The sequence below is a fragment of the Pseudomonas sp. LBUM1647 genome, from assembly GCF_059716175.1.
On sequence record NZ_CP166809.1, the window covers coordinates 4,555,452 to 4,577,939 of the forward strand.

32 protein-coding genes and 1 pseudogene are annotated in these 22,488 nt (G+C 56.7%); 13 read left to right on the forward strand and 20 right to left on the reverse strand.

Annotated features, from left to right (window positions below; translation table 11 throughout):
• Positions 1-36 precede the first annotated feature (36 nt).
• Positions 37-588, reverse strand: a complete 552-nt coding sequence (infC, locus tag ACA059_RS20800; RefSeq protein ID WP_176469887.1) for a translation initiation factor IF-3 — start codon at positions 586-588, stop codon at positions 37-39.
• On the reverse strand, positions 588-2,510 hold the full coding sequence (gene thrS / locus ACA059_RS20805; RefSeq protein WP_497630814.1) for a threonine--tRNA ligase: 1,923 nt from the start codon (positions 2,508-2,510) through the stop codon (positions 588-590). Before thrS ends, infC begins: the two co-directional genes overlap by 1 nt.
• Before the next feature lie 374 nt (positions 2,511-2,884).
• Between thrS and ACA059_RS20810 the strand changes: the two genes are divergently transcribed.
• Complete coding sequence (locus ACA059_RS20810) at positions 2,885-3,187, forward strand: hypothetical protein (RefSeq protein WP_497630815.1); 303 nt, start codon at positions 2,885-2,887, stop codon at positions 3,185-3,187.
• A gap of 292 nt (positions 3,188-3,479) precedes the next feature.
• Positions 3,480-3,692 carry a cold-shock protein gene (locus tag ACA059_RS20815; protein ID WP_007905882.1) on the forward strand — a complete coding sequence of 71 codons (213 nt, stop codon included), beginning with the start codon at positions 3,480-3,482 and terminating at the stop codon, positions 3,690-3,692.
• 72 nt (positions 3,693-3,764) lie between these two features.
• Here the strand turns inward: ACA059_RS20815 and ACA059_RS20820 are convergent, their stop codons facing one another.
• Both ACA059_RS20820 and ACA059_RS20825 read right to left on the reverse strand, forming a co-directional pair.
• The gene (locus tag ACA059_RS20820; RefSeq protein WP_415759996.1) at positions 3,765-4,085 is read right to left on the reverse strand and encodes an I78 family peptidase inhibitor; all 321 of its coding nucleotides are present in this window, start codon (positions 4,083-4,085) and stop codon (positions 3,765-3,767) included.
• A 165-nt stretch (positions 4,086-4,250) separates the two neighbouring features.
• On the reverse strand, positions 4,251-4,556 hold the full coding sequence (locus ACA059_RS20825) for a hypothetical protein (protein ID WP_497630816.1): 306 nt from the start codon (positions 4,554-4,556) through the stop codon (positions 4,251-4,253).
• Between the two features lie 132 nt (positions 4,557-4,688).
• On the opposite strand from ACA059_RS20825, the gene ACA059_RS20830 reads away from it, so the two are divergent.
• The gene (locus ACA059_RS20830; RefSeq protein WP_282483146.1) at positions 4,689-4,895 is read left to right on the forward strand and encodes a hypothetical protein; all 207 of its coding nucleotides are present in this window, start codon (positions 4,689-4,691) and stop codon (positions 4,893-4,895) included.
• Positions 4,896-4,933: 38 nt separating this feature from the next.
• Here ACA059_RS20830 and ACA059_RS20835 read toward each other — a convergent pair whose 3' ends face one another.
• The 8 genes from ACA059_RS20835 to ACA059_RS20870 all read right to left on the reverse strand — a co-directional run bounded on the left by ACA059_RS20835 (position 4,934) and on the right by ACA059_RS20870 (position 12,602).
• The gene (locus ACA059_RS20835; RefSeq protein WP_095128565.1) at positions 4,934-5,962 is read right to left on the reverse strand and encodes a nucleoside hydrolase; all 1,029 of its coding nucleotides are present in this window, start codon (positions 5,960-5,962) and stop codon (positions 4,934-4,936) included.
• Between the two features lie 43 nt (positions 5,963-6,005).
• Positions 6,006-6,410 carry a D-ribose pyranase gene (gene rbsD, locus ACA059_RS20840; RefSeq protein WP_497630817.1) on the reverse strand — a complete coding sequence of 135 codons (405 nt, stop codon included), beginning with the start codon at positions 6,408-6,410 and terminating at the stop codon, positions 6,006-6,008.
• Complete coding sequence (gene rbsK / locus ACA059_RS20845; RefSeq protein ID WP_497630818.1) at positions 6,407-7,324, reverse strand: ribokinase; 918 nt, start codon at positions 7,322-7,324, stop codon at positions 6,407-6,409. The genes rbsD and rbsK overlap by 4 nt, the downstream gene beginning before the upstream one ends.
• A 56-nt stretch (positions 7,325-7,380) precedes the next feature.
• Positions 7,381-8,400 (reverse strand): LacI family DNA-binding transcriptional regulator, encoded by a 1,020-nt coding sequence (locus tag ACA059_RS20850; protein WP_497630819.1) that lies wholly within the window; start codon positions 8,398-8,400, stop codon positions 7,381-7,383.
• A gap of 3 nt (positions 8,401-8,403) precedes the next feature.
• Positions 8,404-9,381 carry an ABC transporter permease gene (locus ACA059_RS20855; RefSeq protein WP_008145645.1) on the reverse strand — a complete coding sequence of 326 codons (978 nt, stop codon included), beginning with the start codon at positions 9,379-9,381 and terminating at the stop codon, positions 8,404-8,406.
• Positions 9,378-10,931 carry a sugar ABC transporter ATP-binding protein gene (locus ACA059_RS20860; protein ID WP_046047710.1) on the reverse strand — a complete coding sequence of 518 codons (1,554 nt, stop codon included), beginning with the start codon at positions 10,929-10,931 and terminating at the stop codon, positions 9,378-9,380. The genes ACA059_RS20855 and ACA059_RS20860 overlap by 4 nt, the downstream gene beginning before the upstream one ends.
• 56 nt (positions 10,932-10,987) lie before the next feature.
• The gene (locus ACA059_RS20865) at positions 10,988-11,944 is read right to left on the reverse strand and encodes a sugar ABC transporter substrate-binding protein (RefSeq protein WP_497630820.1); all 957 of its coding nucleotides are present in this window, start codon (positions 11,942-11,944) and stop codon (positions 10,988-10,990) included.
• A 196-nt stretch (positions 11,945-12,140) separates the two neighbouring features.
• On the reverse strand, positions 12,141-12,602 hold the full coding sequence (locus ACA059_RS20870) for a hypothetical protein (RefSeq protein ID WP_095128570.1): 462 nt from the start codon (positions 12,600-12,602) through the stop codon (positions 12,141-12,143).
• A gap of 349 nt (positions 12,603-12,951) precedes the next feature.
• On the opposite strand from ACA059_RS20870, the gene ACA059_RS20875 reads away from it, so the two are divergent.
• The 3 genes from ACA059_RS20875 to ACA059_RS20885 all read left to right on the forward strand — a co-directional run bounded on the left by ACA059_RS20875 (position 12,952) and on the right by ACA059_RS20885 (position 15,201).
• Entirely contained in the window at positions 12,952-14,040 is a 1,089-nt protein-coding gene (locus tag ACA059_RS20875) for an asparaginase (protein ID WP_046047713.1), read from the forward strand.
• A gap of 176 nt (positions 14,041-14,216) precedes the next feature.
• Positions 14,217-14,507, forward strand: a complete 291-nt coding sequence (locus ACA059_RS20880) for a DUF1654 domain-containing protein (protein WP_497630821.1) — start codon at positions 14,217-14,219, stop codon at positions 14,505-14,507.
• A 4-nt stretch (positions 14,508-14,511) separates the two neighbouring features.
• The gene (locus tag ACA059_RS20885) at positions 14,512-15,201 is read left to right on the forward strand and encodes an endonuclease (protein WP_497630822.1); all 690 of its coding nucleotides are present in this window, start codon (positions 14,512-14,514) and stop codon (positions 15,199-15,201) included.
• A gap of 56 nt (positions 15,202-15,257) precedes the next feature.
• On the opposite strand, the gene ACA059_RS20890 is transcribed toward ACA059_RS20885, so the two are convergent.
• Entirely contained in the window at positions 15,258-16,169 is a 912-nt protein-coding gene (locus ACA059_RS20890) for a siderophore-interacting protein (RefSeq protein WP_497630823.1), read from the reverse strand.
• Between the two features lie 102 nt (positions 16,170-16,271).
• Complete coding sequence (locus ACA059_RS20895) at positions 16,272-16,637, reverse strand: SPOR domain-containing protein (RefSeq protein WP_497630824.1); 366 nt, start codon at positions 16,635-16,637, stop codon at positions 16,272-16,274.
• 250 nt (positions 16,638-16,887) lie between these two features.
• On the opposite strand from ACA059_RS20895, the gene csrA reads away from it, so the two are divergent.
• On the forward strand, positions 16,888-17,082 hold the full coding sequence (gene csrA / locus ACA059_RS20900) for a carbon storage regulator CsrA (protein WP_007938114.1): 195 nt from the start codon (positions 16,888-16,890) through the stop codon (positions 17,080-17,082).
• A gap of 180 nt (positions 17,083-17,262) precedes the next feature.
• On the opposite strand, the gene ACA059_RS20905 is transcribed toward csrA, so the two are convergent.
• Positions 17,263-17,718: a DUF2214 family protein gene (locus ACA059_RS20905; protein ID WP_497630825.1), complete on the reverse strand. Its 456-nt coding sequence runs from the start codon at positions 17,716-17,718 to the stop codon at positions 17,263-17,265.
• A 172-nt stretch (positions 17,719-17,890) separates the two neighbouring features.
• Between ACA059_RS20905 and ACA059_RS20910 the strand changes: the two genes are divergently transcribed.
• Both ACA059_RS20910 and ACA059_RS20915 read left to right on the forward strand, forming a co-directional pair.
• The gene (locus tag ACA059_RS20910) at positions 17,891-18,103 is read left to right on the forward strand and encodes a hypothetical protein (protein WP_033061943.1); all 213 of its coding nucleotides are present in this window, start codon (positions 17,891-17,893) and stop codon (positions 18,101-18,103) included.
• A 258-nt stretch (positions 18,104-18,361) separates the two neighbouring features.
• The gene (locus ACA059_RS20915) at positions 18,362-19,069 is read left to right on the forward strand and encodes an alpha/beta fold hydrolase (protein WP_497630826.1); all 708 of its coding nucleotides are present in this window, start codon (positions 18,362-18,364) and stop codon (positions 19,067-19,069) included.
• Positions 19,070-19,171: 102 nt separating this feature from the next.
• Here the strand turns inward: ACA059_RS20915 and ACA059_RS20920 are convergent, their stop codons facing one another.
• The gene (locus ACA059_RS20920) at positions 19,172-19,366 is read right to left on the reverse strand and encodes a hypothetical protein (RefSeq protein ID WP_129443068.1); all 195 of its coding nucleotides are present in this window, start codon (positions 19,364-19,366) and stop codon (positions 19,172-19,174) included.
• 81 nt (positions 19,367-19,447) lie between these two features.
• Positions 19,448-19,690, reverse strand: coding sequence for a hypothetical protein (locus ACA059_RS20925; protein ID WP_497630827.1), 243 nt, complete (start codon positions 19,688-19,690; stop codon positions 19,448-19,450).
• 260 nt (positions 19,691-19,950) lie between these two features.
• Between ACA059_RS20925 and ACA059_RS20930 the strand changes: the two genes are divergently transcribed.
• A complete protein-coding gene (locus tag ACA059_RS20930) occupies positions 19,951-20,262 on the forward strand; it encodes a hypothetical protein (RefSeq protein WP_497630828.1) in 312 nt (103 codons plus the stop codon).
• Here ACA059_RS20930 and ACA059_RS20935 read toward each other — a convergent pair.
• Positions 20,259-20,477, reverse strand: a complete 219-nt coding sequence (locus ACA059_RS20935; RefSeq protein WP_497630829.1) for a hypothetical protein — start codon at positions 20,475-20,477, stop codon at positions 20,259-20,261. The two genes, ACA059_RS20930 and ACA059_RS20935, sit on opposite strands and share 4 nt — an antisense overlap.
• A gap of 101 nt (positions 20,478-20,578) precedes the next feature.
• Between ACA059_RS20935 and ACA059_RS20940 the strand changes: the two genes are divergently transcribed.
• The 3 genes and pseudogenes from ACA059_RS20940 to ACA059_RS20950 all read left to right on the forward strand — a co-directional run.
• A complete protein-coding gene (locus ACA059_RS20940; protein WP_497630830.1) occupies positions 20,579-20,968 on the forward strand; it encodes a hypothetical protein in 390 nt (129 codons plus the stop codon).
• Positions 20,969-21,281: 313 nt separating this feature from the next.
• A complete protein-coding gene (locus tag ACA059_RS20945) occupies positions 21,282-21,443 on the forward strand; it encodes a hypothetical protein (protein ID WP_497630831.1) in 162 nt (53 codons plus the stop codon).
• 59 nt (positions 21,444-21,502) lie between these two features.
• Positions 21,503-21,607 (forward strand): annotated as a pseudogene (locus tag ACA059_RS20950) (site-specific DNA-methyltransferase); the annotation flags it as partial.
• 32 nt (positions 21,608-21,639) lie between these two features.
• Here the strand turns inward: ACA059_RS20950 and ACA059_RS20955 are convergent.
• Together ACA059_RS20955 and ACA059_RS20960 are read right to left on the reverse strand one after the other, a co-directional pair.
• Complete coding sequence (locus ACA059_RS20955) at positions 21,640-21,894, reverse strand: hypothetical protein (RefSeq protein WP_056744446.1); 255 nt, start codon at positions 21,892-21,894, stop codon at positions 21,640-21,642.
• 255 nt (positions 21,895-22,149) lie between these two features.
• The gene (locus ACA059_RS20960; RefSeq protein WP_497630832.1) at positions 22,150-22,440 is read right to left on the reverse strand and encodes a hypothetical protein; all 291 of its coding nucleotides are present in this window, start codon (positions 22,438-22,440) and stop codon (positions 22,150-22,152) included.
• Positions 22,441-22,488 lie beyond the last annotated feature (48 nt).

The following is a 22,488-nucleotide window of genomic DNA, read 5'->3' on the forward strand; positions in this document are numbered from 1 at the left end:
ATAAACATAATCAGAAGGCCTGCCGTGCCCTATTGATTACTTCTTCTTTTTCGGGGCGATGACCATGATCAGTTGGCGTCCTTCCATCTTAGGATGCTGTTCGACCGAACCGTACTCGAGCAAGTCACCTTCAACTCGCTTGAGGAGTTCCATCCCCAGCTCCTGGTGGGCCATCTCACGGCCGCGGAATCGCAAGGATACCTTGGCCCTGTCCCCATCACTCAGGAAACGTACCAGGTTGCGCAGTTTTACCTGGTAATCCCCTTCCTCCGTCCCTGGACGAAACTTGATTTCTTTAACCTGAATCTGCTTCTGGTTTTTCTTGGCCGCGGCAACCTGCTTCTTCTTTTCGAAGATCGATTTGCCGTAGTCCATCAGTTTGCAAACAGGGGGTACTGCATCGGCGGAAATTTCCACCAGATCCAGTTTGGCCTCTTCAGCCTTAAGAAGCGCGTCTTCAATTGACACAATCCCAAGCTGTTCACCTTCAGCCCCAATTAACCGAACCTCGCGTGCCGAGATATTCTCGTTGATCGGGGCCTTCGGTGCAGCTCGTTTATCTTGTCTCATTTCACGCTTAATAGTAATTACTCCGAATCTGGGCGACCACGCCGGGAAACCGCTTGAGCGAGGAACTCGGCGAACTGGGCGACGGGCATCGAGCCCAGGTCAGCACCTTCACGAGTACGCACAGCGACAGTCTGCATCTCGACTTCCCGATCTCCGATAACCAAGAGATAAGGAACCTTGAGCAAAGTATGCTCGCGGATTTTAAAGCCGATCTTTTCATTTCTCAAGTCAGACTTGGCACGAAATCCGCTTTCGTTGAGAGTTTTTTCAACCTCAGCGGCGAAATCAGCCTGTTTATCAGTGATATTCATGATCACTGCCTGGGTCGGAGCCAGCCACGCGGGGAATGCACCCTCGTAGTGCTCGATCAGGATTCCGACGAAACGTTCGAAGGAGCCAAGGATCGCCCGGTGCAACATAACCGGGTGCTTGCGACTGTTGTCTTCAGAGACGTATTCGGCTCCCAGACGGACAGGCAGGTTAAAATCGAGCTGAAGGGTACCACACTGCCAGACGCGGCCAAGGCAATCTTTCAGCGAGAACTCGATCTTCGGACCGTAGAACGCACCCTCGCCCGGCTGCAGATCGTACGGCAGGCCAGCGCTATCAAGGGCTGCAGCCAGGGCCGCCTCGGCGCGATCCCACAGCTCGTCGGAACCGACGCGTTTTTCCGGACGAGTGGACAGCTTCATCTCGACGTCTTTGAAACCGAAGTCGGCATAAACGTCCATGGTCAGCTTGATGAACGCAGCGGATTCGGCCTGCATCTGCTCTTCAGTACAGAAGATGTGGGCGTCGTCCTGAGTGAACGCCCGCACACGCATGATGCCGTGCAGCGCACCCGATGGCTCATTACGATGGCAAGCACCGAATTCGGCCAAACGCATTGGCAACTCACGGTAGCTTTTCAGGCCTTGGTTGAACACTTGCACGTGGCAAGGGCAGTTCATCGGCTTGATGGCGTAGTCGCGGTTTTCCGACTGCGTGGTGAACATGTTGTCGGCGTAGTTGGCCCAATGCCCGGATTTCTCCCACAGGCTGCGGTCAACGACCTGCGGAGTTTTGATCTCCAGGTAACCGTTGTCGCGCTGAACCTTGCGCATGTATTGCTCGAGCACCTGGTACAGAGTCCAACCGTTCGGGTGCCAGAACACCATGCCCGGCGACTCTTCCTGGGTGTGGAACAGGCCCAGACGCTTGCCGATCTTGCGGTGATCGCGCTTCTCAGCTTCTTCGATGCGCTGGATGTAAGCCGCCAGCTGCTTTTTGTCTGCCCACGCCGTACCGTAAACGCGCTGCAATTGCTCGTTCTTGGCATCGCCACGCCAGTAGGCGCCGGACAACTTGGTCAGCTTGAAGGATTTCAGGAAGCGCGTGTTCGGCACGTGCGGACCGCGGCACATGTCGACGTATTCTTCGTGATAATACAGGCCCATGGCCTGTTCGTTCGGCATGTCTTCGACCAGGCGCAGTTTGTAGTCTTCGCCGCGGGCCTTGAACACTTCGATCACTTCGGCGCGCGGAGTGACTTTCTTGATCACGTCGTAATCTTTTTCGATCAGCTGCTGCATGCGCTGTTCGATGGCGGCCATGTCGTCCGGAGTGAAAGGACGCTCGAAGGCGATGTCGTAATAGAAGCCTTCGTCGATGACCGGACCGATGACCATCTTGGCCGTCGGGTATAGCTGCTTGACCGCATGGCCAACCAGGTGGGCACAAGAGTGGCGAATGATCTCCAGCCCCTCTTCATCCTTTGGCGTAATGATTTGCAGCGTAACGTCGCTGCCGATGATGTCGCTGGCGTCGACCAGCTTGCCATCGACCTTGCCGGCCACGGTGGCTTTGGCCAGACCTGCACCAATGGATGCGGCGACCTCGGCTACGGATACCGGGTGATCGAATGAACGTTGACTGCCGTCGGGAAGAGTAATAGTTGGCATGGCGCCTCCTCTCCTAGTGGTGACCCCTACCAAAGGTCACGTGGGTTGGGATGAGCCAGTACAAGATCCGATCCAGGCCATTCAATGACGAACGCCTGCCTTACAGCGGCAGGAGCCTTGCGGCCAACCGGAAAACCGAACCAGAGTGACTGGGATTCAAATCAGGGTTATTCGCACATTTGCCGCTACCGGGACTGAAGGTCATCCGGAGCCTGCAAACGCCCGAGCCAGGCATGCTAGCACAGATGAACGGTCGTCGATGCACCGAGGCTTTGTCTTGGGGCAAATCGGGCAATTTTATGCCAGAGTGCTGAACTAGAACCCTGCTTTACCCCTCAGATAACAAGACATTGACCCACAAGGAGCATCCCAGCATGCATCTGAAACGTTTATTCGCAGTAGTCGCCCCCATCGTTTTGCTGCTGCCACTGGCCGCCCATGCCGATTGGCCGAAGGGCGAACGCGAGAAATACATGGCTCAGTGCACAGAGGCGGCCACTCCGCAGATCGGTGCTGCAGCAGCGAAGGCTCACTGTGCTTGCGGCGCCGATGCCATCAAATCGTACCCTGCCAAAGACATCCAGTCCTTGATGGACAACACCGCCAGTGACGCCCTGAAACAAAAAGCACTGACTCAAATTGGCGCCTGCAAAGCCGATAACAAGGCGAAAAAATAAGCCCGACTGAGCGCTTTTCTAGCCTGCAACGACAGCAAAAAGCCTCTGAAAACCGCTTTTTCGTACAATTTATTCAGGTTTTACAGGTTTTTTTATTGTCTTTACTTTTGGCTGAAAGCCTTTTAAAACGGGGCTTGCAGCCAAACAAAGCAGCAAACGGAACGCGACTGCAGGGCAAACAGCACGTCCGGGGGGCTCCCAAAGCGAACATTTCGACTATGATACCCCGGTGTGCCCAGTTGGCCTGAGCAGCACAGCACTACTGAAAATATATGTTTCTTGGAGATACACCATGTCTAATCGCCAAACCGGCACCGTTAAATGGTTCAACGATGAAAAAGGCTTCGGCTTCATCACTCCTCAAGGTGGCGGTGACGACCTGTTCGTACACTTCAAAGCTATCGAAAGCGACGGTTTCAAAAGCCTGAAAGAAGGCCAGACCGTTTCCTTCGTGGCTGAGAAAGGCCAAAAGGGTATGCAAGCTGCACAAGTCCGCGCTGAGTAATTTTCAGCCGCACTAAAAAAACCCCGTCCACGTGACGGGGTTTTTTATGGGCGAAACAAAAGCCCGAAGCGATCAGCCGCAGTTGACGCGGGTGACGACCCGATTGGCATCGGTATTCAGGTTCAGGCGATCGGAGCGGTACTCCAGGGTCACCATGTCGGTGGGCAAGAGGAACCGTGCATTCTGTGCGCCTGCGCGAGTACGCGCCTGCTCCAGCAGTTCAGGCGAAGCCTTTTTGCCAATGGTGAATTCGGCAGCCTTTGCCTCACAACGGCTGTGACCCGTGTCAGTCGTCGTGACAGGATCTGTTGTCGACTCGGTGGAGGGAGTGCTGCAACCGGCCAGCATGGCAACGGCCAACAAAGTACCCAATGACGCGAGCTTCCAAGGCATGAAGCCTCCTTTTTTCAATAGTTAAGCTGAGATCGTGCGACCGCCAATCTGGCGTTTGGTTTCACAGGAAGTGCTAGCACCCTGCCCTCTATTCGGACACGCGGCGAGTTTGCCTGAGCATCGCCCGCCGTTTACCACTCAATCGTGACTGAATATGAACAGCGTTCAATAGACGTCAATGTAGTCGAACGGCGGATTCGGCCAGTTCTCTTTCAGCGCATTGAAAATCTGCATGACCCAGACCTCGTCACTGGCCGCGACCAATCCCACATAACCGGAACCCTTGGCCCACGTCTCCAGACGAAACAACAGCCCGCTGATATCAGTGCCGCCCACAAGGCCTGACGAAATGTAGGCGATGCCGCCCTTGGTGACTCGCAATTGAGTGTGCTCATCGTCGCTGGCAGAGGCCAGCAGCTGACGCACCGCCTCAAGGGTCAAGCCGTCAGGAGTGTTCAAATCGATCTGCACAGCACAGTCCTTGAAAAATCGTCAAAGACCAAGTGTCGCATAGCCCTCCCCTCATGCCTAAGTCGGAGTGCCAAAAGCCGCGCAAAATGGTTAACTCGACACACAGACTTTCCCGACTTCACGAGCGCCATCATGACCACCGTAAGCATCGACGCCGACATCAAAGCCAAGTGGCCACAGGGCCACAGCTCTTACAGCCCGGGCAGCCCGGAAGAGTTGGCAATCATTGGTATCGATCTATTGGTCAAGGAGCTGGGGACGCAAGCCGCCCAGACATTCATCGCACAGATATTCGAGAAGTACCCCACCGACTATATGGGCCTGATAGATAGCGAGTGAAAGTAAAACCCGCAGGCTGGCACCTACGGGTCTATGGCTTACTTCAGACGAGCCAGACGCTCGGTCAGCAGGTCAAAGAAGCCCTGGGCGTCGCCGCTTTCTACCCAGAAAGCGTTCTTCGGCGCTTTCAGGCCGTCATACCAGTCGACGATGGTTTGCCCGAACGTCGGGCCTTCGCGGCTATCAACCACCACATTGACCGAGCGACCGGTGAACAACTCAGGCTTGAGCAGGTAGGCGATGACCGTCGCGTCATGCACCGGGCCACCCGGAATGCCGTAGTGCTCCATGTCGCCTTTGACGTATTCATTGAGAATATCGCCCACCAGCTTGCTGGCATTGTTGTTGATCGCTGCGATCTGCTTAAGACGCGCCTCACTGGTGAGGATCTTGTGGGTCACGTCCAGCGGCAGGTAGGTCAGCTTCACGCCACTTTTCAATACCACTTCCGCAGCCTGTGGGTCGGCGAACAGGTTGAACTCAGCCACCGGGGTAATGTTGCCACCGTTGAAGTGCGCCCCGCCCATGATCACCACCTCCTTGATGCCCTGAACGATTTCAGGCTCCTGGATCAGCGCCAGGGCCAGGTTGGTCTGTGGACCGAGCATGGCGATGGTGATGCTGTGGGGCTTGGCGGCTTTCAAGGTGTCGATCAGGTAGTTGACCGCATTGCCCTGGGCCAGGCCTTTTTTCGGCTCATGTACGGTGACACCCGACAGGCCTTCCTTGCCATGGATGTTCTCGGCATAGATCGGCGTGCGCATCAGCGGCTTCGGAGCGCCCGCATAGACCGGCACCTCCTCGCGCCCTGCCCACTCGCGGGCCAGCCGCGCATTCCGCGAAGTCTTGTCCAGACGCACATTGCCGGCGACGGTGGTCAACGCACGAATGTTCAGCTCTTGCGGCGACGCCAGGGCAAACAGCAGAGCAACCACGTCGTCGGCACCCGGGTCGGTGTCGATGATCAAGTCGATCTTTTCCGCCGCCTGGGCGCTTGTTGCGGTAATCAGGGACAAAAGCAGCAGACTCCGGAGCAGGTGGTGCAGTTTCTGAGCATAGCGGTGCATAGCGCACTCCTTGTGCGTGGGACAGCAGAAAGACAACAGCGAGTTAGAACGTAACCCCTGCCACCAACACGATGTTGCAGTACGGCTGACATTCGCCTGTACGAACAATCGCCCGTGCCTGTCGGCTGAGGACTTTGAATTGGTCATGACTGAGCAGCTCACGCCGACCCAGCGCACCTTCGGCATTCAGCTCATCAAGCGCCGCCAACGCCGAAGGCTTTTTGTCCAGGATCTCCTGGGCCAATACATGGCTCTCGACCTGCATTTCGCTGAGCACAACCTTCAACGTGCTGACGAAGTCCGGGATACCGTGGGTCAGGGCCAGGTCGATCAGTTCAACACCTGGCGGCACCGGTAGACCTGCGTCGCCGATCACCACCTTGTCGCCATGGCCCAGGGATGCGATCAGCCGCGACAACGCGACGTTGAGCAAAGGTGTCTTTTTCATGGTGCTTTAAAGGCCTGTACGTCGGATAAGGTGGGAATCGAGGGTTGCGCGCCAGCACGGGTCACCGACAGCGCCGCGGCAACCTGGCCGAAACGGATCGCGTCGGCTTCGCTTTTGCCGGCCGCCAGCGCGGCGGCGAAACCACCGACGAATGTGTCGCCAGCCGCCGTGGTATCGACAGCCTTCACCTTCGGCGCAGGGAAATGCTCGAAGCCTTTGCCGTTGGCAAACAGCGAACCTTGAGCACCGAGGGTGATGATGACCTTGCCGGCACCCATGGCGATCAACCGGGAAGCAGCGGTTTCGGCAGATGCCAGAGAATCCACTGGCAAACCACTCAGCGCCGAGGCCTCGCTTTCGTTGGGAATCAGATAATCGATGGACGCGTACCAGTCCGCCGGCAGTGGGCGGCTGGCCGGCGCCGGGTTGAGGATCACGGTCTTACCCAACTCACGGCCGCGCTTGAGCGCATGACCGACAGTGGCATCCGGAACTTCCAGCTGACAGATGATCACGTCCGCCGCCTGCAATACTGCGTCGAAACGATCAATAACCTCTGGAGTCAGCGCACCGTTGGCACCGGCAACGATCACGATTGCGTTCTGGCTGTTGTCATCGACCACGATCAACGCTACGCCGCTGGAATCGTCGACGGTGCTGACCGCTTGGCAATCGATCTGCTCGGCCAACAGGGCCCCGCGCAACTCTTCGCCGTAGGCATCGCTGCCCACGCAACCGACCATCGACACCTGTGCCCCCAGTCTCGCCGCTGCAACTGCCTGATTCGCGCCCTTGCCACCGGAAACCGTGGCAAACGACTCGCCGATCAGCGTTTCACCGCCACGGGGCAGCCGTGGCGCCCGGGTGACCAGGTCCATGTTCAGGCTGCCTATAACCACTACTTTTGCTGGCATACGTCACTACTCATCAATTCTGTTTCAGCGGTGCTTTGATTTAGCGGCTTTCTATTTCAACGGAACTGGGCGAACACGCCGGCCAGCGGCGCAGTCGACTCCCGCAGGACAATACTGGGCGTCACGATCCGTTGATCGGTGGCCATATCCGGCGTGGCGATTCTTCTTAAAAGCACTTCGGCCGCCATCTCGCCGAGTTGCAGGATCGACTGCCCCACGGTGGTCAGCGCCGGGTACACATAGCGGCTCATCTGAATATCGTCGAAGCCGATCACCGACAGCTCCGTCGGCACGCGAATATTGCGCTCGGCCGCCGCTCGCAGCACACCGATGCCAATCATGTCGTTACCGGCGAAGATCGCGCTCGGCGGGTTCTTTTCCAGCAGTATCGCGGCGGAGTTGTAGCCGCCGGTGCTGGTGAAGTCGCTTTCCAGCATGCGCTCGCGGGATACTTCGACACCCGCCTCTTGCAGGGCACGGCAATAACCGGCCAGACGCATCTGCGCCACGCTGGTACTCGCCGGGCCGCCAATGGTGGCGATGTCCCGGTGACCCAATTCCAGAAGGTGGCGGGTCGCCAGATAGGCGCCGTATTCGTGATCGATCCGCACCAGGTCGGCATTCACACCTTCCAGTCCACGGTCGACGATCACCATCGGCGTACGCACGCCTGCAAGGCCCTCCGCCAGCCCCGCGTCACCGCCAGCCGAAGCGACGATCAGCCCGTCGATGCGTTTTTCCAGCAGTACGCGCAGGTAGCTGCGCTGCTTGTCCGGGTTGTCATCGGAGTTACAGAGAATCACGCAGTAGCCATTACGCTCGCAGTAATCCTCGATACCGCGCGCCAGTTCGGCGAAGTACGGGTTGAGGCTGTTGGGCACCAGCAGACCGATGGTCGCCGTAGTTTTGGCTTTTAGAGACCGGGCCACGGCACTGGGCACGTAGTCGAGAGTTTTGATTGCTGCCTCAACCTTGACCCGCACCTCTTCGCTCACCGGCCGGGTCTTGTTCACTACGTGGGAAACCGTGGTGTAGGAAATTCCCGCGAGCGCTGCCACATCCTTGATTGTTGCCATGACTCAGGTCCGCCGGCTTGCGCGCTGACTGCGATAAGTATCAAGCACCACCGCCACCACGATCACCGCGCCGGTGATGATGCGTTTGGTGGGCTCAGTCGCGCCGATCTGCGCGAGACCGGCCGCCAATACAGAAATGATCAGAACCCCGAAGAACGTACTGATGACCGAACCGCGGCCACCCATCAAACTGGTGCCGCCGATCACGACCGCGGCGATCACTTGCAACTCCAGGCCGGAGCCGGCATTCGGATCAGCCGCTTCCAGGCGAGAAATCTGAAACAGCGCTGCGATACCGGCCAGCAGTCCCATCAGACTGAATACCAGAATCTTGTAGGGTTTCGGATTGATCCCTGCCAGACGCACCGCCTCTTCGTTGGTGCCGATGCCGATCAGGTAACGACCGAACACGGTACGCGTCAGCACTGCCTGGGCAATGAAGATGATCAGCAAGGCAATGATGAACGACGGCGAGATGCCGAAGGCGATCGGGTTGGACAACCAGGCGAAGGCATCACCGATGTAGGCCGTGCGCGATCCAGTCATCTGATACGCCACACCGCGAGCCATTTCCAGCACGCCGAGGGACACGATGAACGACGGAATCCGCCACGCCACAGTGATCGAACCGGTGATGGTGCCAGCCAATGCTGCCGCCGCCATTCCGAGCAGCGCCGCAGGCAACACGCTCCAGCCCCAACCGAGAATTGCCACGCTGACCGTTGACGCCGCGAGCGCGAGTACCGAGCCCACCGACAGGTCGATACCGCCGATGATCAACACGAACGTCATGCCGACCGCCAGCACCATCAAGTCCGGAATCTGGTTGGCCAGGGTGCTGAAGGTGTCATAGGACAGGAAATGGCTGCTCAGAACCGAGAACAGCGCAACCATTGCCAGCAAGGCACCGGCCAGTCCCAGATAGGTACCGAGGCCGTAAAAGTTGCCACTACGTTTGCCGGCAGTCACTGCAGTATTCATGCGAGATCCCTAGGCGCTGCTTCGTTGAGCAACGCATCACGTTTTTGGTAGCCGGCGAACGCGGCGGCAAGCAAGTCATCCTGGGTCCAGCTGTCACGCTCAAAGGTGTCGATCAGACGTCCCGCCGAAAGCACGCCGATGCGGTCGCAGATCAACATCAGCTCACGCAGGTCGCTGGACACCACCACGAGCGCTTTGCCTTGACGGGTCAGCTCGCCCAGCAAGGCATAAATGTCAAACTTGGCGCCGACGTCGATGCCACGCGTTGGCTCGTCAAACAGCATCACCGAGCAATCACGCTCAAGCCACCGGCCGATCACGACTTTCTGCTGGTTGCCGCCGGACAGTTCCGAAACCAGTTGTGTCGGGCTGGAGCTGCGGATGCGCATGGCGTCTATCTGACGCTGGGCCAGCGCCATCTCGTCACCATTGTTGACGAAGCCACCGCTGGAAATCACCGGCATGTTGCCCAAGGCAATATTCGCGCTGATCGATTGGGTCAGCAGCAGGCCTTCGCCCTTGCGGTCCTCGGTGATCAGCGCGATGCCATGACCGACCGCGTCAGCCGGTGAGCGGATACTGACGACTTGTGCTGGCGAACCGAGCGCAACCGTGCCGCTGTCCGCTGTATCAGCACCGAAGATCAAGCGCAGCAACTCGGTGCGCCCTGCCCCGATCAAGCCGGAAATCCCGTAGATCTCGCCGGCGCGCACTTCGAAGGACACGTCGCGAACCTTGTCGGAACGGGTCAGCCCTTTGACCGTCAAGGCTGGAGCGCCGATCTTGCGCGGGCCCATGTCGATGTGTTCGCCGAGTTCACGACCGACCATCAGCGTCACCAGTTGCTCGCTGTTGTAATTGGCCATCGGCTCGACGCAAACCAGGTTGCCATCGCGCAGTACCGCAATACGCTGGGCGACCCGCGCCAGTTCTTCGAGACGGTGCGAGATATAGATGATCGACACGCCGCGAGCTTGCAGACGAGTGATCTGCTCGAACAGCATCTCGACTTCACGATTCGTCAACATCGCGGTCGGTTCGTCGAGGATCAGCACGTGGCAATCGCCGATCAGGTTGCGGGCGATCTCCACCATTTGCTGGTGACCGATGCCCAATTCGCCCACCAGCGTGTCCGGGTCAATCGCGTCGAGGCCGACCTGGGCCATGGCTTCGATCGCTGCCTTGCGCAATTGCCTGCGACTGATCCAGCCGCCCTTGCTGGGCAGGTTGTCGAGAAACAGGTTTTCCGCCACCGACAGGGTCGGCAACAGATTGAGTTCTTGCATCACCATGCGGATGCCGAGGTCTTCGGCCTGAGTGCGGCTTGCGGGGCGGTAATCCTGCCCCTGGAATTGCATGTGGCCGGTGGTCGGTGTGACCAGCCCGCCGATGATCTTCGACAGCGTGCTTTTTCCCGCGCCGTTTTCGCCGGTCAGCGCCAGCACTTCACCGCGCATTAGCGTCAGGTCGATGCCGGCCAGGACCGGTTGGGCGTAGGTCTTACCGATACCGCTGACCGAGAGGACAGCGTTCGGGGCGGAAACTGACATAAAAACTCTCCATGTGCTCGCCCGGACGGGCGAGCACCGTTGTGTCGCCAGAAGGACTACTTGGTGACCAGCTCTACCGGAGTTTCGATCACGCCATTGCTGCCGCTGTCGACTTTCTCACCTTTGATGATCTTCAGCGCAGTCTCGATGCCAAACACGGCTTGCCTGGCTGCAAACTGGTCAGCCGTAGCCAGAACGCGGCCATCCTTGAGCATTGGCTTGATGGCGTTGATGTTGTCGTAACCGACCACTTGCACCTTGCCGGCCTTGCCCGCTGCACGCACGGCGGATACTGCGCCGACGGCCATGCTGTCGTTGCCGGCCAGCAGGGCTTTGACTTGCGGGTATTCGCTGAGGATCGAGGCAGCAACCTTGTTGCCTTTGTCGATTTCCCAGTCACCGGACTGCAAAGAGACGACCTTGATCTGCGCCGCTTCCATCGCATCCTTGAAGCCTGCGGTTCTTTGCTGTGCGTTGGTGGTGGTTGAAACGCCTTCGATGATGCCGACTTCGTCTCCGGCCTTCAGTTGCTTGGCCAGGTACTCACCCACCAGACGCGCGCCTTTGCGGTTATCCGGGCCTACGAACGGTACGGTGATGTTTTTGCTTTTGACCACAGCCGGGTCCAGTTGGTTGTCGATGTTGATCACGGTGATACCGGCATCGATGGCTTTCTTGATCACAGGAACCATGGCCTTGGAGTCAGCCGGCGCGATGACCAGCGCATTGACCTTGGCCAGAATCATTTGCTCGACGATGCGTGTCTGGCCAGCTGTGTCGGTTTCGTCTTTGATGCCGTTGGAGATCAGCTCGAAATCGCCGGAGTGGTCTTTCTGATAGGCCTTGGCGCCGTCTTCCATGGTCAGGAAGAATTCATTGGCCAGGGATTTCATGACCAGCGCGACCTTGGGTTTTTCAGGCGTCTCGGCGAAGGCCGAAGAGACAGGTAACGCGACGGATGCGGCAGCCAGCATAGCGACAGCGAGAAGACGTCCAGCGAATGGCAGCTTCATGGGTTCACTCCGATCTTATGATTATTGTGAGCAACGCTTGCGCTGGCGTAGGCTTCATTGCGCTCACGGATGGATAACCACCGGGAGCACCGCGCAAACGTTTGCGGAGACCGAACTATGCGAACCCTGCCGACATTTGTCAACGAGCAGAAACGACCATTTATTTGAACTGACTGGCAAAAGCCGGGCATTCAAGTCATGCCGTGGTGTTGACCACCGTTCCGGTGCTGGAACCCTTGGCCAATTCCTTGACCAGGGCCGCGGACACTTCCAGCAACGCACCATTGGTGTCGGCAATCTGTCCTTGAATTGCCATGACCACAGTGGCCTTGGCTTCCGGTGTCGGATAAGACGCCGCCTGAGCTGCGGCTAATTGTTGCTGTTGCTCGCGCAGTTGCTGTTGTAGCTCTTGCATGCGTTTGAGCAGGACTTTCACCGCCACACTCTGGTTGCTCTCGTCTGGGGTTTCGGTCTGCGCGCCCGCGCTTTTATCCAATCCCAAAGGGCCAGTCTTGACTTGGTTGCCGTCGCCTTCTTTCGTGCCCAGCGTCTTGTCGGCAGCCTCTGCGGTGGCGTCGTTCAACGCTTGGATCGTAGCGGCGGACTTACCACCAATGGTGACGCCTGCGGCGTTTGGGATACCAATGGATAACGACATGTGAACTCCTGAGTAGAAAGATCCTTTAAAGGAACATCGACCGAAGCGCGGGTTTCTTTAGCACTGATTCGCAATCTTGCAAGGCGATTTGCTCTACAGAGGTCGTAGTACTTTTCGGAGAGCCGAACACAAACGCTCAACGCGTTCGGAAACCCGGACAACAGATTGTGTAATCATTCTGGCGACTAAAATAAATACTGATATAAATCATCAAGTTAAAAGTTTTCCTCATTCAAAGTGCGACTGGTACAGATCCTGCTCATCTCATTCACCCCACGCGTTCAGATCCGCTTGGGGCGCATCTAGATGAACCTGCATCAGCACCGTCTCACTACTAGAGAGAAAAATAATGACATCTGCTTTCAAGACCTTCGTTCCGGGCGCTTTGGCCCTCTTGCTGCTCCTGCCTACTGCCCTTCAGGCAAAAGAAGTCGAAACCCAACAGAAACTGGCGAACGTGGTGATCCTGGCCACCGGCGGCACCATTGCCGGCGCGGGCGCCAGCGCCGCCAATAGCGCGACCTATCAAGCGGCAAAGGTCGGCATCGAACAATTGATCGCCGGGGTTCCGGAACTCAGCCAGCTGGCTAACGTTCGTGGCGAACAGGTCATGCAGATCGCGTCCGAAAGCATCACCAACGACAACCTGCTGCAACTGGGTCGTCGCGTGGCTGAACTGGCCGACAGCAAAGACGTCGACGGCATCGTTATCACCCACGGCACCGACACCCTGGAAGAAACTGCCTACTTCCTGAACCTGGTGGAAAAAACCGACAAGCCAATCATCGTTGTCGGCTCCATGCGCCCAGGTACCGCAATGTCGGCCGATGGCATGCTGAACCTGTACAACGCAGTGGCCGTGGCCAGCAGCAAAGAGGCACGCGGCAAAGGCGTATTGGTGACCATGAACGATGAAATCCAGTCAGGTCGCGACGTCAGCAAAATGATCAACATCAAGACCGAGGCGTTTAAAAGTGCCTGGGGTCCACTGGGCATGGTGGTCGAAGGTAAATCCTACTGGTTCCGTCTGCCGGCCAAGCGTCACACCATGGACTCGGAATTCGACATCAAAACCATCAAGAGCCTGCCTGACGTCGAAATCGCCTATTCCTACGGCAATGTCAGCGATACCGCCTACAAAGCGTTGGCTCAATCTGGCGCCAAAGCCATCATTCACGCCGGTACCGGCAATGGCTCAGTCTCGTCCCGTGTAGTCCCATCGCTGCAAGCCCTGCGCAAGGACGGCGTGCAAATCATTCGCTCGTCCCACGTCAACGCCGGCGGTTTCGTACTGCGTAACGCCGAACAGCCAGACGACAAATACGACTGGGTGGTAGCGCATGACCTGAACCCGCAAAAGGCTCGCATCCTGGCCATGGTCGCACTGACCAAGACCAACGACAGCAAAGAGCTGCAACGGATGTTCTGGGAATACTGATTCGCCCTCGCCCTCGCCCGACCGGTTCCGGTCGGGCACTTCTTTCACCACTCGCCAACCCAGGCGAGTGGCTCACACCCCCGTCCGATATTTCGATAAAAATTTTCCCTTCGTCCTACACCAAACGGAAAAAATTGATGTCAGAGGATTTTCTTGAATTTTAAGCAGTTGCGAAAATGCTTACAGTTAAATACTGTATGCACGTACAGCTTAATAAGGATAATTCCGTGGCCACCACTCCTGCCTCTCCTGACTCCTATGAACGCATGGGTATGCGCGTTCAAAAAATCATCAATTCCCCCACCGCCCAAAAAGCCAAAGCAGCCTTGATCTTCCGTCTACCGGACGAACCTGTGGATGAGTGGGAACAATTGCTCGAAGAAATCGACGAGAACGACAACGTCACCCTCGCCTATCGCGACGATGGCGGGGTGCAGATTTTTTGGGTTGTTCCGAAGGAAGATTGAGTCAATGAGTGTCCGCTGGTTTGCTTTGCTGTTTTTGTTCGTCACCGTCGGTGCCCAGGCTGGCGCCCCACGCACCTTCAACGAAGCCAAGAAAGTTGCCTGGAAGCTCTACGCACCGCAATCCACAGAGTTCTATTGCGGGTGCAAATACACCGGCAACAAGGTCAACCTCGCAGCCTGCGGTTATGTACCGCGCAAAAATGCCAAGCGCGCTTCCCGCATCGAGTGGGAGCACATTGTTCCGGCCTGGCAGATCGGCCATCAGCGTCAGTGCTGGCAAGAAGGTGGGCGCAAGAACTGCACGCGTTACGATCCGACCTACCAGAAGGCCGAAGCCGACCTGCACAACCTGGTGCCGAGCATTGGTGAAGTGAATGGCGATCGCAGCAACTTCAGTTTCGGCTGGTTGCCGGTGCAGTCGGGCCAATATGGCTCGTGCCTGACTCAGGTCGACTTCAAGGCGAAGAAGGTCATGCCCCGCCCGTCCATACGCGGCATGATCGCCCGAACGTATTTCTACATGAGCAAGCAGTACGGTCTGCGCCTGTCGAAACAGGATCGGCAACTGTACGAAGCCTGGAACAAAACCTATCCGGTAGAGGCCTGGGAACGACAGCGCAACCAAAGCGTGGCGTGCGTCATGGGACGCGGCAACGAGTTTGTCGGCCCGGTCGACATGAAAGCCTGCGGTTAAGCGCTCGCTGAAAACACAAAGGCCTCGGGTATAACACCCGAGGCCTTTGTTCGTTTCTACCCGCCCACTTTGTTGTAGCGCCAGTAGCCCATCAGGTTGAGTGACTCCTTGGCAATGCCACATTCCTTGATCAAGTATTTGCGCAGACTCATCACTGCAACCGTTTCTCCGGCGATCCAGCCGTAGAAGCCATCATGGGCAGACTCGGACGTTTCCCAGAGCATGTCTTCGTCAACATCGACTTCCGCCCGTTCCACCGTTTCGAATGCTTTCGAAGCGGATGACGGCAGAATGGCCCGACGGACCGCGTCGACCATCAGCGAACCCGCTCCAGTCGCGGTGGCGCGATCTCGAATCAGCCACTCCACCGAAAGTCCGGGCCAGTCAGGAACCGGCAACGCATCGTCCACGCTGTCTACTTCAAAAAACGCCTGGGTTATTGGTGATACGGCAAGCGCTGCCAGCTCATCCAGAATGCCGAGCGCCGCGGGCAAGGCCGTGTCATCGGCGACCAGTAACAGATGTTTGAGCTGTTGAGGCGGCTTCCATTCGAAACCACCCGCGTCTTGTGCCGAAAACTGGCGATCAGGTGCGACGATCTGGATCGGCTCACCCGCCGCTGCATGAATTGCCCAACGGGATGCGGGTCCGGTTTCGCCGTGCAACACGAAGTCGATGTCCACTTCGCCCTGCTCGGCACGAAAATGTCGGATGGTGTAAGTGCGCATTGCCGGGCGCTGGGCAACCGGCATCGAGCGGTAACGTGCATACCAGCCATCGCCATGAGCGAGCCTGGCAGGCGAACCGTCCATGGCCGGAAAGAACAGCTTCACGCGCTGGTCGGGTGCCCAGGTCGCCATTTCGGTAACCATCGGACCGGCCAGAGTGACGCGCATCAAATGAGGACTCAGCGCCTTTTTGTGCCGCAGGACTGCGTCGAATATTTTGTAAGGGGTGGCGGAGGCCATGGGGGGAACTCCTACTGGAAATCGACAGTGACTACGTCTAGAAACGAGTCAATGTGGATCCCCTTTAAGGCGTTCCGTCGAAAGCATCCTGAAAAAGGACTACTACTGGGCCACTGGATGGTCGACAACCAACAATTCGATGTTCTGTTTCTTCGCCCGGGTGAGCGACGCGCGCACTTCTGTCTGTTTGGCCTCGGCCTCGGCTTTCGAACTGAATGGCCCGAGCAGAATCCGGGTCTTTCCATTTTCCTTGACGATATTGGAAACAAAACTGTGCTCAATCAGCCAGCCGCTCAAATCGCTGACTGCCTGAGGTGTTTCGCCTCGAACTTCGAGATCCCATTGTGGCGCGGATACCACCGAAGGTGCAGCCGCAGCTGCCGATTGCGGCTTTTGTGCCTCAACACTCTTGCCCTCACCGCATCCCGCTAGCGCCAGTACCGCGATTACCAAGACCATTTTGCGCACAACGCTTCCCTCATAATGCTTAAAGCGGCGATTTTAGCATCCATGAATACTTCCCGAGTGCCGCAAAATGGGCTCAAAACAACGAGAATGATGGTTACGGCCTCTGTATAGTTACGCCTTGGGAATTAATGCAGCATCTGCGCGTCAGAAAGAGGCACCCAAACCGTGAGACTTCGCACTAATCTATACATACCACCGACCTCTGCACTGTCCGAATCAGGTGCCCTACAAAGCAATCAAGGAGAAGACCATGCTGATACTCACCCGCAAAGTCGGTGAAAGCATAAATATTGGTGATGACATTACGATCACCATTCTGGGCGTTAGCGGCCAGCAAGTCAGAATTGGCATCAATGCCCCGAAAGACGTTGCGGTTCATCGCGAAGAAATCTATCAGCGCATTCAGGCTGGCCTCACCGCTCCAGACAAACCGCAGACTCCCTGAATCCTGTTGCAGTCAGTAGCCAGCCCGTTCGTTACAGCGCAATGGCTGGCTAAAGATTCATGCTCGGCATTTTGCTGAGCACTCGCCTCCTCCCCCCATTCCCTGAAGCCGATGCTACCGGCTTCGGCCACGCCGTGGCTGTCAGATTATTCGCTTTAACCCCGACGAATCACGCCGTTATTAGCCGAAGGTCACACCGCGCGCCATGCCGGTGGCCGCAATCACCATCAACATCAACAACAGCGCTTCGATATGGCTGATGCGTGCAAACAGCCTGGCTCGGCCTTGGTCAATCGAAACACCCCTGCCCAAGGCGATCCGCCACTTGATCAAGGTGATCATGGGTGCCACTTCAAGCAGCAGAATGATCACGAACAGCGTCATCTTCAGATGGAACAACGGCTGATGAAGGTAATAGTCGGTGCCTTTTTCGTACCCACCGAAGGCCCTCATCAAACCTGTGATCAGCAAAATACCCGCACAGATGCCCCATACGTTATCGGCAACCAGCACGCTGCGAACCTGCGCCGTACCGACGGCCAGGCGGCTTAACGCCGTCCCTCGGGAGAGCACCGCCCAGAGGCCCAAGGCAACAGCCAAGAGGTGGATCGCCGCAAGAAACCAGTGAGACAGCATAGGGATGCTCCTGACAGGGATAAGGAAATGGGCTTGTCAGTAGTAGTCCAAAATCTGGAAATCTGCCTGCAGGCCATGACATGACTGGCGAACAGCCAGCTATCTCCCTATCATGCCGCCCACTGACCCTTGCGTAAGGAGTCAGAGGATAAACATTCAAAAGGGAATAGACGTGAAAGAGTTCGTAATTGGCGTAAACAACGTAGTTCTGTACGTCGCACTGGCCGTTATCTGGATCGCCGCAGTGGTCATGATCTTCGTTCAGGGCTTCTGGTCCGGGGCAGGCGTTTTCATTACCGGCACCCTGACGTGGTGCATCATCTCCGGCTTCTGGTTTGTACAGTCGGCGACTTATGAAGAACTGAAGAAGTTGAACGCCAGGTAAGATTGGTTTTAGTTGGTTGGACCTACCACGCAGGTCCGACATTGTTGAGATGAACCACATCAGTAGTGATTCATGCTCTTCATGCAACATTTGTAACGAGGGGGCAATCCCCTCGTTACAGTGCCTGGCGACTACTCCAGGCTTGTGGTTATCCAGTACGCGATTGACCGCTAACTCACCCATCATGATCACCTGTTACAGCACCAGTATCATCTTGCGCTGCGGGCCTTCCATTACCGCTCACCAAGGACGGAAGACATGAATCGATCAACTCCCACACTGGTTCTACTACCTGGAATGGACGGAACAGGTGAATTGTTCGCAGCCTTTGCATCCATCATGGAGCGCGAATTCGATACGCTAATCATCACCTATCCCCCCAATATTCCGCTGAGCTACACAGCGCTGGAGTCACTCGTCCGAGAGTCGCTGCCAACCGACCGCCCATTCGTGCTGCTGGGTGAATCCTTCTCGGGACCGATCGCTATTTCTCTGAGCGCCAGGCAACTCCCCCAGCAGGTGGGACTCGTGCTATGCAGCACATTCGCACGCAACCCAAGACCGATATTCAGTTACTTCAGTTTTTTGTTAGGCGCACTGCCGTTCAGCTTTGCACCTGTCGGATGGATCAGCAATGTATTGCTCGGCCAATTGTCCACGAGTGCCTTGCGCGCAGCTCTACGTCAGGTCATCACTCAAGTGAGCCCTTCGGTCATGCGTTCACGACTACGATCGGTTCTTGCCGTTGACGTATCCGCCAAGCTCGCCCAAGTCAGCGTACCGACTATTTACCTTCGCGCTACACATGATTCGGTGGTTCCCGGGGCAGCGTCTGCGCTGGTCTCTTCAATGAACCGTGATACACGAATCATTGAAATCGAAGCACCGCACTGCCTGCTTCAGGTTGCGCCTGAAGAGGCGGCCGGACACATCCGGGAGTTTTTGAAAACGCTGGAAGGCACTTGAGGTTTTCGATGCTAACGGCGATCAAACCCGCACACCTGCCCTGCCGCTGCACCGATGCCGAGATCCAGATGTGAAGAGCCCAGCGCGATGGCTCGGCTCTGGTTATTTTCTGTTTTCCATCATCTTGTCGGCGAGAGCTTTGGCCCTTTCAATCAACAGGTTCTGCCTGTCTTCATGAGTAGCCCCTCCTACGACCGGTGCCGTCAAATTGCTTTCCGCAATCAACGCAGCGCAGAAGTATTGATCCCAAACAGCTCTGTCCACAGATACCTGCTTGTTCATTTGGTCGGCGATCATATGCGGCTCCTTTTTTGATGAGGTAGCACCGCTATCTTACGCCTGAATCACTGGCACCCGTGCCGCTGAAGACAAGCGCATTCAGTCGTCTCTATCGTCACGATCACGACCATGATTGCGCTCATACCCCTGATCATTGTCACGACGATCATATCTGCGGTCATACCCTCGATCATCGTCATAACCTCGGTCGTATCCACGACGGTAATCATGACCTCGATCACGATCTCGACCGTACCTTTCTCCGTCGTCCCAGTGAGGCCCACAGCCTCCCAGCAGAAGAGAGCCTGAAATGGCCATGAACATTATTACTGCACGCTTCATTTGAACGTCCTGAATGCAAAGGTCAGCGATATGACCGTGAGGCCGCTCAATGATTCACAGGTCAGATACAGCAAGCCAAATCCAAAGCCTGAATTAACAACGTGCTGATCGGCAAGGAGGCACCAGTAAGCGCGGTTCGCTTCATCGCCCGGGAAAACGGCTTCAAGTTCACATCATGAAGCGCCTCAGCAACCAGGTGCGCCAGCGCCGACGACAGACATGGCTCGATATACCGGCCCACGGAATTGAAGAGGCAGGCCATGGCCAAGAGCAATGCGGAACGGTCAGCGAAGTCCGCGACAAAGAAGAAGAGCCGCGGCGAGGAAGAAATCAGGCTGCATTGCATGGCCGGAACCCGCCAAGCACTGGCTGAGCTGATGGCCTGGAGCGGCATAGAGGAACAGGGCGAGGCGATCACGCTGATGATTCACCATCTGCATGCGATGGGGCCTCAAAAGTGCCTGCCGATGCTGGATCCGCCGCGCCACGAAATCACGATTAGCGAAAATGTGTCGCGGAAGTTGGAGCTGGCCTATCGGCGGGAAGAGTTGCGAATAGGCCGAGATGATTAAAGCGCTCCTGAGTCGATCAGGCCGATGACCCGCTCTTTGATGTTCAGCCTGGCCATTTCTTCGGATATCCACGGGCCTTCAACGTTGTGAAGTACCTCGTCTGACCCTGGCTTCATGATCAGAAACTTTGAAATTCTGCCATTGGTTAAATATGGGACAGCATTGAATGTAAGGCCCTTGTGCTGGACCACCGCGACATCGTCTATCGAACTCATCTGCGACTCCTTGATCCGGCTCCATGCCGGGCCAAACACAAATACCCCACTTCAACGAATCACGCCAGCCGGCGAGGCAGGCGCCTGTCTGGAGATACCCCATGAGCACATTTGCAGTGTTTGGCATGACCCGCCCTGTCGCCTTCGCCGAAGCCAAGAAGCGCATCAAAGGGACCCGCAAGAATCTTCAGGCGCCAGGCGGCGTTGAGCAAATCCCACTGGCTGAATGGCTGGTCTTGGTCGAGAAGAAGACCGAGCAAATAATGGGGGGGGGTACGGTGCGCCAGCTCTCCCCGCTGTTTGATGCGCCTCAGTACGCCGAGCAGTTCATTGAGCTGGCCCGTAAGACGCTTCAATGCCGCGATATGCGGATCAGGTCAAAGGCAGTTCTGACCGACGCCAAGGGCAAGCCGATCATCAACCCTAAAACGAAGGCGCCAAAGGTCGGCTTTGCGGAATGGCCACCCAAACAGGAAAGCCAAGCAGCCTGACCCACCCTCACCCACTTGCGCTGAACGTCCTGGCAGGATTTCTGCCGCGCGGAGGGAATAAATCAACCCATTTGAACGTTTCACTGATCCCGCGGGTCAACACGTACCTACTGGCCAGGCGGATTTCTAACGCTGAATTGCACGTCATCCACGACGGGTACCTGTTCTTGGTCACTCAGGCGGAAATCATCGCCCTCATCATCATGTCGTTCTGTCCGGCATCGCGCACGTCGAAGAGTCGCTTTCTGAGTACGCTGACTCGAACGACCTTTGCGCTATCCAACCACCCGGCTCCAAGCCCGAGGGTCCCATCATGAAATACCAAGTCGTCGATCGCTCTATCAATGGCACCGCGAAGTTCGCCGTCGATACCGAGTGTGGAAAGAACGTGGATTCATTCTCGACCATCAAGGAGGCTCGGGACCATGCGGCATGGCTAGAATCCGAATATGAGCGGATCAGCGAGACTCTCTAGCCGCCGCCCGAAGGAATAAACACCTGGCTGAGAATCACCTATGACTCTTTTTCGCCAGGCTCAATCCGGACTATGCCGCAATGGCAGAGCGCCGGGCCGCTGCGGCCTGGCTCGACGGCGCGGCACAGATGGACGTTTTTCACGACTCTGCGCCAGCCGCCTGACCCACCCTAACCTATTGCGCTGAGTACTGTTCTCAAGCCGAAAGATCAGGCCCAAGAGTCAAATCGATGTCTAGCCTCGCCAATGCTTTACCGCGGGCTAACGCCTCATTGAAGCTGTTGTACTTGGCATTTTCACGGATTGCTTCAACCTGCCTTTCTTTTATCTCAACAGCGATTCTAAGTCCTGTTGGCACAGAATCGCTGTCGCTATCCCATTCGAAATCAATCTTCGCTTTAACGCCTCGATGTTCATAGACAACTGGGTACGGCCTATCCACTAACACCATTTCGCTCTCCTTGATCCGGCTCCATGCCGGGCCGAACACAAATACCCCACTTCAACGAATCACGCCAGCCGGCGAGGATCCCCTATGAATATTTACCGGCACACGTTCGCAGCCACCTGCCCAAACGACGGGGACTTGATCATTTATCGACTCGAAATACGCAGTCTCCGCATGATCTGGATCGAGCACATCAAGGCGGTCACCGTCGTTCGCTGGATCGGAATGCGGATTCTTCGGCAGCTGGAATGAACAGCCTTAAAATCTTGGTAAATCTGTGACCTCCCTATCCTGTCCACCACGCTCCGCGCGGACCGAACCACGGCCGTCAGGCAGGATCAGGCCACCAGAAACCTTGCCGCCATTTTCACCAATGAACGACAAATCGAATGAATCGCCTTGAGTAATTAAGCCCAGCAACTCCGGGATTGAAAATACTCTCTCTGAGCCAATAACCGCCCTGGTTAAACCGTTCGTTTCAAAACCTCTCAACGCTTGGATGTCACCACCCTCGCTGATCCGAACCGCATTTACGCAGTAAAGGGCCATCTCGCACCTCCATTGGCTGATCGCTCAACTGTAGCTGATCCCTCACCA